The organism is Halodesulfovibrio oceani subsp. galateae (genome assembly GCF_055397225.1).
On sequence record NZ_AP042453.1, the window covers coordinates 3,845,290 to 3,856,350 of the forward strand.

Annotated in this window: 9 protein-coding genes and 1 pseudogene; 9 read left to right on the forward strand and 1 reads right to left on the reverse strand. The window is 42.5% G+C overall.

The annotated features are described in order from the left end of the window. Positions 1-62: 62 nt before the first annotated feature. On the forward strand, positions 63-977 hold the full coding sequence (locus ACZ5V1_RS16845; RefSeq protein ID WP_464389831.1) for a LysR substrate-binding domain-containing protein: 915 nt from the start codon (positions 63-65) through the stop codon (positions 975-977). Between the two features lie 267 nt (positions 978-1,244). Here the strand turns inward: ACZ5V1_RS16845 and ACZ5V1_RS16850 are convergent, their stop codons facing one another. Then, entirely contained in the window at positions 1,245-2,249 is a 1,005-nt protein-coding gene (locus ACZ5V1_RS16850) for a hypothetical protein (RefSeq protein ID WP_464389832.1), read from the reverse strand. Between the two features lie 427 nt (positions 2,250-2,676). Between ACZ5V1_RS16850 and ACZ5V1_RS16855 the strand changes: the two genes are divergently transcribed. The 8 genes and pseudogenes from ACZ5V1_RS16855 (at position 2,677) to ACZ5V1_RS16890 (ending at position 11,057) form a co-directional block, all read left to right on the forward strand. Then, positions 2,677-2,979 (forward strand): hypothetical protein, encoded by a 303-nt coding sequence (locus ACZ5V1_RS16855; protein WP_464389833.1) that lies wholly within the window; start codon positions 2,677-2,679, stop codon positions 2,977-2,979. A 285-nt stretch (positions 2,980-3,264) separates the two neighbouring features. Next, complete coding sequence (locus ACZ5V1_RS16860) at positions 3,265-3,651, forward strand: VOC family protein (protein WP_464389834.1); 387 nt, start codon at positions 3,265-3,267, stop codon at positions 3,649-3,651. A gap of 547 nt (positions 3,652-4,198) precedes the next feature. Continuing rightward, on the forward strand, positions 4,199-4,507 hold the full coding sequence (locus ACZ5V1_RS16865; RefSeq protein WP_464389835.1) for a hypothetical protein: 309 nt from the start codon (positions 4,199-4,201) through the stop codon (positions 4,505-4,507). Between the two features lie 514 nt (positions 4,508-5,021). Continuing rightward, the gene (gene xsc, locus ACZ5V1_RS16870; RefSeq protein WP_464389836.1) at positions 5,022-6,788 is read left to right on the forward strand and encodes a sulfoacetaldehyde acetyltransferase; all 1,767 of its coding nucleotides are present in this window, start codon (positions 5,022-5,024) and stop codon (positions 6,786-6,788) included. Between the two features lie 649 nt (positions 6,789-7,437). Next, positions 7,438-7,617 carry a hypothetical protein gene (locus tag ACZ5V1_RS16875; protein ID WP_464391631.1) on the forward strand — a complete coding sequence of 60 codons (180 nt, stop codon included), beginning with the start codon at positions 7,438-7,440 and terminating at the stop codon, positions 7,615-7,617. Further along, positions 7,530-8,185: pseudogene (locus ACZ5V1_RS16880) on the forward strand (transposase); the annotation flags it as partial. The gene ACZ5V1_RS16875 and the pseudogene ACZ5V1_RS16880, both read left to right, overlap by 88 nt. A 219-nt stretch (positions 8,186-8,404) precedes the next feature. Continuing rightward, the gene (locus tag ACZ5V1_RS16885; protein ID WP_464389837.1) at positions 8,405-8,920 is read left to right on the forward strand and encodes an Hcp family type VI secretion system effector; all 516 of its coding nucleotides are present in this window, start codon (positions 8,405-8,407) and stop codon (positions 8,918-8,920) included. Between the two features lie 115 nt (positions 8,921-9,035). Beyond that, the gene (locus ACZ5V1_RS16890) at positions 9,036-11,057 is read left to right on the forward strand and encodes a type VI secretion system Vgr family protein (protein ID WP_464389838.1); all 2,022 of its coding nucleotides are present in this window, start codon (positions 9,036-9,038) and stop codon (positions 11,055-11,057) included. Positions 11,058-11,061 lie beyond the last annotated feature (4 nt).

An 11,061-nucleotide genomic window follows, 5' to 3' on the forward strand; every position in this document is an offset into this window, starting at 1 on the left:
TATCATCAAAAAGCGTGTAGTAAAACTAAAGGACACTTACTCTTTAATTAAGGTTGGACCTAATGCTGTCATCACTGGATATTGAGTTTTTTATTACCATTGCGGCAAGTCGTTCTTTGGCCGCTGCTGCGAGAAAGCTCAACGTTACGCCTCCGAGCGTTTCTCAGCGTCTTCAGAATATTGAGCGCAAGTTGGGAGTAAAATTAGTAGAAAGGGGTGCTCGTTCCATATCATTAACGAATGAAGGCGAAATCTTTGCAAAGAAAGGACGCGGTCTACTGCAAGATTTAGAGAATTTAGAACAAGATATCTCTGACAAAAAATTATCTATTTCAGGTGAAATCAGATTAATGTCCCCAATAGGGTTAGGAGTAAAACACATTGGTCCTATAGTGGCTGAGTTTCAAAACCTATACCCACAGACAACTATTGAACTTAATTTATCTGACATCCCTAAATGGGCGGTGCATGATAACCTCGATATTATGTTCTACGTCGGTCACTTGCAGGACTCGACATTAAAGAGAGTAATTCTGGCAAAAAACCGGAGACTATTACTGGCATCCCCAGAATATCTTCAGTCTGCACCATCATTAATCCATCCAATAGATTTGGATAATCACAGGTGCATTGCGCTTAGAGAAAACGATGAAGATGCGACCATGTGGCGTTTTACTGAAGTGGCTACAGGGAGTGTTACAAGCGTCAGAATCTCTCCAGTGTTATCAAGCAATGTTGGTCAGGTAATAAAAAATTGGTGTGTAGAAGGAGAGGGGATAATTCAGCGTTCTGAATGGGATGTACAATCAGAACTTAAGAGCGGGAAATTAATACAAGTTCTTCCCTCTTACCAACTCGCAACAGCCGATGTCGTCGCATTATTGTCTTCCGAGCGTTTTAATAGGTCAAAAAAGGTGACTGTTTTCCTAGATTTCTTAAAAAAACGTTTTTCAGAGCGACTGATTTCTTTAGCATAGGTGTGGAAGTATGAAACGAGAAGGCTTGGTAGGTTCACCTCTTCCGAGACTTCGACCTTGTGGCTTATTGAAGTCATCACCACATGTGAGGAACCTCATTGTCAAACAAGAATCTGTAGCAGACAAAATTAAACAAAAAAGTCCTCCTCCATGACATGGAAGAGGATTTATTTTGTATGGACAAGATATGTTACATCGCTGGTCGGCGAAACATTGTCGACAGTCTGAGATTCTGCCGCTGCCCCGATTTTTAGCAAATTTTTATTATTACGTAGATGCCTTCAGGAGGGTATATAAATTGATTGCTTTCCGGAGAGCTTCTTTCTGTTCTTCTGGAACGAGAAAATCTTCATATCCGCGAGAACCATGAAATCTGATAATAGCTTTCTTTGATGTGGAAATTTCATTGATCAATTTGCTCATACGATCCTTGTATGGAAAAGTCATAACTTCCCAGACCATATCGTTATTATCTCTATAGGCATCACCATAGAAAGGCGCATACTTTTTTCCATCTACAAGCGGAACAATACTATCTGCAAACAGCCAGTTGCGGCCATTGTAAGTGAAAAATAGGTTGGCTTTTGTATGATTCTTCTTTTTTGTCACGTACATCACAAGATCAGAGCCGTTAAAGGTGCCATGACTAAAGCGGAAAGAGTCATCAAGCTCGTCATGACGAATTTTCCAGTCAAGCAGGATTTCTGCAATCTTAGTTTTGTTCTTTTTAAGCTGGGAAAGCAGTACATCTAGAGAATTAAGCATTGAAACATATTTTACTTTCCCATTACTCAGTCGGTAATAGTTGAATCTGTAATGATAGGAAACATATGTAATGGAACTACCTTCAACAAAGGGTTTTCCGCACTTACTGGCATACTTCTGATAATCTTTATACCAAAAAACACTGTATTTCGATCCAAAGCTTTTATCAATCTTTTCGTTTTTAAGCGTCTGGTAATAAAGAATCTTTCCATTTTCCATTTTAAATGTATAGTATGCAAACCCCTTGTCTACCTCCGGCTGCTCACTAAGAAGATAGCCGCGCATCATTGAATATTGGTCAGCGTTACTCACCTGTGAATTTTCTATGCTGTCCCGAAAAGCATTTCCGATATATTCATACTTTTGATCATGTACTAGGATAATTTCACGACGACCATTTGGGGTATATTTTTCTACGGATTTAACCTTAGATTCTGTTTTTTTTCCTTCAATATGTTCAGTCGGTACAGAGTTTGTTGTTTTTACGTCAGATGCAGCAGTCTGCATGTGTTCACTTGGAACATGGGGTGAATTTTTTGGAACACAGGACACAACAGAACATATCAGAATGAAAACAGAAATGAATTTACGCACTTCACCCTCCTAAAGTAATATTACCAAGTGTTACTAGGACATATCTGATAGCTTTTCCACGTCAACCATAATCCATCTGTGAATTTTTATTCATTTACTCTTTTTTTATCTATCACTTCGGCAAAGAGTGGTTACGAAACTAGTGGTGATTCATATCAAGATGTCAGAACTGGTGATTCGACTAGCCCACCTGTTATGTTTGGTCACAATTCATTCGAGATCAAGGTGTTGGAGGTAGCCAGCAAGGTTTACTTGAAAATAGTCATTGTAAGAACTAGCATGTGTAAACTAACGCTGGAGCTGATGTGAAGCTAACTGCACAAGAAATTAGGGCTTAGCCATGTTCGACGAGTTTGATTTTTTTTCGGATGTTCGGCAGATGGATCCGCTTACCAAGGAGCATGAGCCGTGTGTTGGTTGTGGCTGGTGCTGTCTGCGTGATCCCTGTTCCGAATCCCATCAGAAGTACGGATACACAAAGCGGTGTCCTGAACTGTTGTGGGACGAAAAAGCTATCCGTTATATTTGTAAGCTTATGCTCGATCCCAAGTATAGTGAACAGGTGCGCAGATCTCAGCATGAAGGGCAGGGCTGCTATGCGCCGCTCAATGATTGGCGCAAGGACATCAAGAATCGAGGTTGAAGCCTCGCTGCCCAATGCTCCATCGATTGAACCGCCTCTATTTAAGCACTCTTGAGTTATAGATTCACTTCTTCTGAAGGATACAAAAAAGCTCCATAGGACATAGTACCTATGGAGCTTTTTTTAGCGCTTAATAACGGATTCTGTAACTTTCAATTTTTAGCGACCTTGTACATTTTAATAGTTTCAAAAGGATAATGTGTTTCCAAAATAAGCATGCAAGTGTATGTAATTTTCTACGATTTGTACGATGAAGAGTAATAATTTTAATCTATTGGAGGCAATATGCAAGGAGCATCAAGAGAACACGGAGTTTTCAGTTGGAACGAGTTGATTACCTCGGATCTAGAATCGGCAAAAAAGTTTTATGGGGATTTATTCGGATGGGAATTTACGGAAGTGGAAACGATATACGGTAACCAATACGTCATTGCCATGATAGGAGATAAGGCCGTCGCTGGTATGTTGCTCAGAGAGGGGAATATGCCTGAAGATGTTCCTCTTCAATGGGATAACTATGTTACGGTTGATGACGTTGATGCCTCGGTCCAGAAGGTTGAGAAAGCGGGGGGGCAAATAATGTTACCACCAACGGAAATACCGGGAGTAGGGCGTTTTTGTGTTATTTTGGATCCACAGGGGGTAGGTTTCAATTTGATTACCTATTTATAACTCACGGAGACGGTTCTTGGATGTAATTTTCCATAATAAAACAAGCTAACACGAGGAAGGACAAGATTTCTCCAGTCCTTCCTCGTGTAGTTCTCTCTGGTCGGGATAACGAGAGTTGAACTCACGCCCCTTGAGGCCAATGCCGTTAGTCTCTTTGTTGATTCTTTTTGTATCCATATCTTGCTAGGTCATTGTGATCTTATAAGTAGATGTTTTCCAATAGACTCCGGCGAAATTAGTTCAGCGAGAGTTTCTAAAAGCAAAGTTTGCATAGTGCGTTCATCGCCTGCAAAAACGTTGATACGGACGTTCAACCAGCTATTTTATAATATTTTGTTACAAGGTCGATTCCTTATTCCATAGCCAGTTGAAAAAAATGGCGCATAGTTCATCCAGATACAATTAATAACGTTGTTGTTTGTAGATAAACTATGTGTCCATACGTTTGTAGCGGGATCATAAACTTCGTTTGCTGTTTTTGAACAGGTGGTTGACTTTGATTATCAATTTCAATATTCTTTCAAAAACAGAAAAACCGGAGAAAGATATGGCAGGAATTAATAGATTTGGAACTACGAAAGATATGGTCATTCAGGAAATTGAAGAAGGTGATAACTCGTTTCTTGTAGTTATTGACTCGAATGGATTGTATTTTACCACGAAAGATAGAGTAGATTCAGGTCTTGCAGATATTAACCGTTATGCAGTGGATCGCAGAAAATTTTTAGATAGACTGGAAAAACTCGGTTTCTCTCCTTTAGAAATGTTTGAAGCTAATAGTGATAAAATCAAACTCGTGACCACTAAAACGAAAAAAATTAACCCGCTTAAGGCATCCAAGCGAGGATTGTCTTAACAAGCCGTTAAAAAAATTCCGTAGTCCCTTGATGGGGGATGGAATTGGCTTCCTGACACGAAAGCGAAAGGCTCTGAACCAAGATGGTTCGGAGCCTTTATTCTTTAAATGAGCTCTGTTGATTCTAGAGTTGCTTGCTTGAGTGATTCAATGAACCAGAGGGGCTACTACGCAAGATTTCAATTATGTTGAGGAGCCAGTATTGCGATGGTGGTGGGCATAACTGAGCCTGCCGCTTAAATTAAAACCATTACATTGGGCGTTATATACTGTTTTGTTTAACCGTTGTTTTGTGTTATAGGTCTAACTCTACAGATTGTTAGCTTTGCATTGAAACGTAAGGTAATAGTTTAAGTAGGTTAGCTAGGGTTTATATGCTTTGAATTGAAAATCAGTTGAGTCTTGAATGAAGCAGCAAGCTAGCTAATAAGGTGTTGTTCATGGTCGATGTATAGTGCGACATTCTGATAGTGCCAGCGTCGCAATCTAGTAATCCATAGCAAGGAGACACATCATGAAAATGACTACAGAAGAAGCTTTTGTAAAAGTACTTCAAATGCATGGTATTGATAATGCGTTCGGTATCATTGGCTCTGCAATGATGCCTATTTCTGATCTTTTCCCTAAAGCAGGAATTGCCTTCTGGGATTGCGCCCATGAAACCAACGCTGGCATGATGGCAGACGGCTTCACTCGTGCATCGGGTAAAATGTCCATGATGATTGCACAAAATGGCCCTGGTATTACTAACTTTGTCACACCAGTAAAAACTGCTTACTGGAACCATACTCCATTGTTGCTTGTCACTCCACAGGCAGCAAACAAAACCATGGGACAGGGGGGCTTTCAAGAAGTTCCTCAGATGTCTGTATTTGAAGATATGGTTGCATATCAGGAAGAAGTTCTTGATCCTTCCCGTGTTGCAGAAGTGCTTAATCGTGTAATCCTAAAAGCTAAACGTGCTTCTGCACCAGCACAGATTAACGTCCCGCGTGATTTTTGGACTCAGGTTATTGATATTGAATTGCCAGCTATCGTAGAGTTTGAACTACCTTCCGGCGGCGAAGATGCGATTTCTCGTGCTGCAGATATTCTGTCCACTGCAAAGTTTCCTGTGATTCTTAACGGCGGTGGTGTGGTAATCGGTGGTGCGATTGAAGACTCCATGGCGTTAGCAGAGCGTCTTGATGCTCCTGTGTGTTGCGGTTACCAGCATAATGATGCGTTCCCTGGTAGCCATCCACTTTATGGAGGCCCTCTGGGTTACAACGGATCTAAGGCAGCAATGGAACTTATTTCGAAGGCAGACGCTGTGCTTGCACTGGGTACTCGTTTGAATCCGTTTTCTACTCTTCCGGGATACGGCATTGATTACTGGCCAAACAATGCTGCGATTATTCAGGTAGACATCAATGCAGATCGTATCGGGCTGACTAAGCCCGTGAGCGTAGGTATTGTGGGTGATGCTAAGAAGGTTGCTCAGAGCATTCTTGCTAAACTGGCTTCTAATGCTGGCGACGTAGGCCGTGAAGCGCGTAAGAAAATGATATCTGAAACCAAAGCTGCATGGGAAAAAGAGCTTGCTTCTATGGATCATGAGCAAGACGATCCGGGTACTACTTGGAACGAACGTGCACGTTCTCGTGAGCCAGAAAAGCTAACCGCTCGTATGGCATGGCGTGTCATTAAAGATTTAATGCCTGAAGGTTCCATCATTTCTACTGATATCGGAAACAACTGCGCTATCGGTAACGCATATCCAACATTTGAAGAAGGCCGCAAATACCTTGCTCCGGGTATGTTTGGTCCATGCGGGTATGGTTTTCCCGCTATTCTCGGTGCTAAAATTGCTAAGCCTGAAGTGCCAGTTATCGGTTTTGCCGGTGACGGTGCATTCGGTATTTCCATGAACGAAATGGTTGCTTGTGGTCGCGATGATTGGCCTGCCATTACAATGGTAGTATTCCGCAACTATCAGTGGGGCGCTGAAAAACGTAATACAACGTTGTGGTTCGACGATAATTTTGTTGGTACTGAGTTGAATCAAAATGTCTCGTACGCTAGCATTGCTAAAGCATGCGGCGTTGAAGGCTGTCAGGCTGCTACCATGGAAGAACTTCGCGAGAAACTCTCTGCAGCTATTAAAGCACAGATGGAAGACGGCAAAACTACTTTTGTGGAGATTCTTAACAATCAGGAACTTGGCGAGCCGTTCCGTCGCGACGCTATGAAAAATCCTGTGCCTGTTGCTGGTATAAAAAAGGATGACATGCAGTCATAATATGATGGCTGATTGAGCGATGCGTCTTTGAATGTACTAAGTAATATTACGAAAAAAGGCTCATAGATGAACATCCATGAACCTCAGATTGCTGACAATCCCCTGTCTTAGTAATAAGGCAGGGGATTTTGATTTAACAGGCTATATCTGGAATGTATGTATTCTTCTGATGCCATGGAAGGGTGGTGTTCTCTTCTATGAACTGAGTTTCGAAAGTTTTTACTTTTTTCAATTAATTATGGTGTCTATAATGTTTTCTTTGGCCGAGATGTCTCTTTGGTCTCTGGACTTGTCCGTATGAGAAACGATAAGGGCTGATAATCCTCTTCGACGTAAATCTAAGAATCAGGATTGAACTGGCATCAAAAGGTTGATTCGTTTTTTCTGCTATTTTGGTAAAGAATGACTACGAACCTATGGATACTTATATCAGGATGTCAGAATAGGTGGTTTGACTAGCCCACCTATATATTTGATCACAATTTACTCGAGACCAATGTCTTGGGGATAACAACCAAGGTTTCTTTTAGAATGGTCATTGTAAGAGCTAGCATATGCAAACTAACGCTAAAGATGCTTACGTAAGCTTTCCTTAAAAAGACACAAGTCAAAAATAGAGTTTTTTGCATAACGCAGTCAGAATATGTCCATGAAGGAATCACGATTCATTGAAACGCAGGTTATTGCGATGTTGGAAGAAGGCGAAGCAGCAGCAAAGTTAAAGACATCTGCCGCAACCATGGGATTTGGGAAATGCTTCCGTGCGCAACGCGTACTCATTCTTGGAATCATAAAAAGGTGTGCCGAGTTCACAGTACCCTTTGATTGAATTAAAAGTGTGGAGCAAAGAAACGGCTTCCAAAACGGACAAGACAGCCTCTGTTAACTCCAATTCAGCCAAACCAGACGTGGGCAGCTGATTTTATGAGTGATTCTCTTTGCGCAGGGAAACGGGTTAAGACTTTCAACGTCATTATGATTTTAACCGAGAATTTTTACACATTGAATTGATACTTCCATAATTGGAAAATGGTTAATACGCGTGATTGAGCGGCTTCACTATGAAAGGGGGATGCCGAAAACTCTGCGCCAGTTAACGGCCCGGAATTTCTTTTAGGAGAGTTTGTCGCATGGGCTGAATCTGTGGGAATGAATATTCAATACATCCAACCCAGCAAGTCAAACCAGAATGCGTATATTAAACGATTTAACTAAACCTATAGAACAGAAGCTCTAAATTTGTACCTCTTTTGCAATCTTATTGAGGTTTGGGAGATAACCTGCTGTGGAAATTGACCCACAATGAAGAATGCCCACACGGAGGCCTTAATGGACTTACCCCACCGGAATTTTTGTTTATTAAAGCAAAAAACTCTGATTTTGACCTGTCAGCTTGACGGGGAAGCTAACGATTACAACTTGAACGTAACTAGAGAAATAAAGTGAGCAATGCAACTTTTTGCTCATTTGGCAATTTCTTGCCCACTTTTTCGAGCAACAAGTTGCCCACTCCTTTATTGCTTATCAAAAAAGTGAGCAATAGAGCCGAAATATACTTTGGCACATAATTTGATAAGGAAAGCGTAATTCTAAAACTTTTTTCAAAAGGAAATATTATGCCAACTCCTTGTTATATCGCTATTGAAGGTAAAACTCAGGGCAACATTACTGCAGGCGCTTTTACTGCTGACTCCGTAGGTAACATCTACGTAGAAGGTCATGAAGATGAAATGCTCGTGCAGGAATTCAAACATATTGTTACTGTTCCTACCGATCCTCAGTCTGGTCAGCCTTCCGGCCAGCGTATGCATAAGCCTTTCCGCTTTACTGTAGCACTCAACAAAGCTGTTCCACTTATGTACAACGCCCTTGCTTCCGGCGAAATGCTTCCGACTGTTACTCTGAAATGGTACCGCACTTCCATTGAAGGTAAGCAGGAGCACTTCTTCACCACCACGCTCACCGATGCAACAATCGTGGATATCAATTTTGACATGCCACATTGTCAGGATGCACAGAGCAAAGAGTTCACACAGCTTATCAACGTAGCTCTCGCCTACCGTAAAATTGACTGGGAACACACTGTTGCTGGAACTTCTGGTTCTGACGACTGGCGTGCTCCTGTAGCTTAGTTTTATCGAATACGAATTATACAGGCCCGCACATTCTCTATGACTGTGCGGGCTTTGCTACAAACGAGATGGGGCTGTTTGCCCAATGATTTCAAACTGCGAAAAGAGCACACACATGCTAAATAAGACAGGACTGCAATTCACTTTTCAGCTGGACGGGCTGGCAAACGATACTTTCAGTGTACTCGATTTTTCTGGTGAGGAAGCGCTCTCGTCTACATTCCATTTCAATATTACACTAACAAGCCGTCTGGAAGCTATTACGCCCTTGCAGACAGTAGATCGTTCCGGTGTGCTGAAAATCAGGTACAATAATGTTGTCATACAGCAACGCCATGGCATCGTCTGTGAATTTCACCAAGGAGACACCGGACATCATCATACAATATACAAAGTAGTGCTCGTTCCTGCTCTGCAACGTTTGAGTCTTCGTCAAAACTCACGAATATTCCAAGAGCTAACAGTTCCCCAAATTATCGAATGTATCTTTTCTGAAATGGGTATTTCCGACTACGCTTTTGCGTTGACAAAAGAGCCCGCAGTTCGTGAATACTGCGTGCAATATCGAGAAACAGATTTGGCGTTTGTAGAACGCATCGCAGCAGAAGAAGGCATTTATTACTATTTCAGCCACGAAGAAGCATTGCACACTGTTTGCTTCGCAGACGAAGTGCAAACGGCTCCCGTGCTTCCTTCTGCATTGGAATATAATACCCAGTCCGGCGGGGTGAGTCTAAAGCCATTTGTTCGTGATTTTCGTCAACAGGCGCGTATTCGCCCTTCTTCAGTTCAATTAAAAGATTACAGCTTCCATGCGCCAGGCAACCCGCTACTTGGAGATGCGTATGGCGATGAGATGGACTACCAACGCCTATCATACGAACACTTCGACTATCCGGGACGCTATAAAAAAGATCAGACCGGAACAAAATTTTCACAGGTCAGGCTTGAACATTTACGTAGCGATGCACTTACTGCCAGCGGCTCAAGTAATAGCTCTGACCTTACTGCCGGATACAAATTTACTCTCAAGGAACACCCCAGCGCTTCCTGCAATCGCGATTGGTTTACCACTGCCGTTTCCCACTCAGGAACCCAGCCTCAAGCACTAGAGGAAGCCGGAGCTTCCGGCGCGACAACATACAATAACGATTTTGTCGTTATTCCTGATCATCGTCAGTGGAAGCCAACGCAAAACCCAAAGCCGTGTGTTGACGGGCCGCAGATGGCAATTGTGGTCGGCCCAGAGGGGGAAGAAATTTTCTGCGACAAACACGGTCGTGTGAAAGTTCATTTTCCATGGGACATCGATAACCCTAAGCAAGATGACACCAGCAGTTGCTGGATTCGTGTCTCGCAGGGGTGGGCAGGCGGTCAGTACGGACATATTGCGATCCCTCGCATCGGGCACGAAGTGATCGTAAGCTTTCTGGAAGGCGATCCGGATAGGCCTATCATTACTGGTCGTGCGTATCATGCAAGCAACAAAGTTCCTTACGCCTTGCCCGCTAATAAGACGCGCACAGTGCTGCGTACACAAACTCACATGGGTGAGGGATACAACGAAGTTCGGTTCGAAGACGAAGCAGATAAAGAAGAAATTTTTATTCAAGCTCAGCGTAATTCTATGCTTCTTGTTGAAAACGATCGCACTGATGATGTTAAGCATGACTGGCATACGCTGGTTGACAACATAAATATTGTAAGAACCAACAAAGACTCTCACCAGATGGTTGAGGGCGCTCAAAAAACACATATTACGCAAGACCAATCGATTTTAGTTTCAGGCTCACTCCACATAAAAGACGGCACAGGGCACCTAGTGGAAGCGGGAACAGAAATTCATATTAAGTCTGGAGCAAAGGTCGTCATTGAGGCTGGCACTGAGATAACAGTGAAGGCAGGAGGCAGCTTCATTAAATTAGAAGCAGCTGGAATAAGCATTTCTGGTGCAGCAATTGATTTAAACGCAGGCGGAGCAGCTGTTGCAGGCAGTGGCTATAATGGGGAACTACCATTACTCCCCGGTATTGCTTCAGATATCAAGCTCCCATGCATAGATCCGGTGGTTATTAAGCCAGAGCCACCAGAAATTGAGTTGCCTTTAGATATTCCACATTACGTATTTTCTGAGTGAGTTA

Bases quoted from the DNA above. Each gene is read 5' to 3' on its own strand.
- xsc (WP_464389836.1), top strand. From the start codon at position 5,022: ATGAAAATGACTACAGAAGAAGCTTTTGTAAAAGTACTTCAAATGCAT.
- ACZ5V1_RS16890 (WP_464389838.1), top strand. From the start codon at position 9,036: ATGCTAAATAAGACAGGACTGCAATTCACTTTTCAGCTGGACGGGCTG.
- ACZ5V1_RS16860 (WP_464389834.1), top strand. From the start codon at position 3,265: ATGCAAGGAGCATCAAGAGAACACGGAGTTTTCAGTTGGAACGAGTTG.
- ACZ5V1_RS16875 (WP_464391631.1), top strand. From the start codon at position 7,438: ATGAAGGAATCACGATTCATTGAAACGCAGGTTATTGCGATGTTGGAA.
- ACZ5V1_RS16845 (WP_464389831.1), top strand. From the start codon at position 63: ATGCTGTCATCACTGGATATTGAGTTTTTTATTACCATTGCGGCAAGT.
- ACZ5V1_RS16885 (WP_464389837.1), top strand. From the start codon at position 8,405: ATGCCAACTCCTTGTTATATCGCTATTGAAGGTAAAACTCAGGGCAAC.
- ACZ5V1_RS16850 (WP_464389832.1), bottom strand. From the start codon at position 2,249: ATGCAGACTGCTGCATCTGACGTAAAAACAACAAACTCTGTACCGACT.
- ACZ5V1_RS16865 (WP_464389835.1), top strand. From the start codon at position 4,199: ATGGCAGGAATTAATAGATTTGGAACTACGAAAGATATGGTCATTCAG.
- ACZ5V1_RS16855 (WP_464389833.1), top strand. From the start codon at position 2,677: ATGTTCGACGAGTTTGATTTTTTTTCGGATGTTCGGCAGATGGATCCG.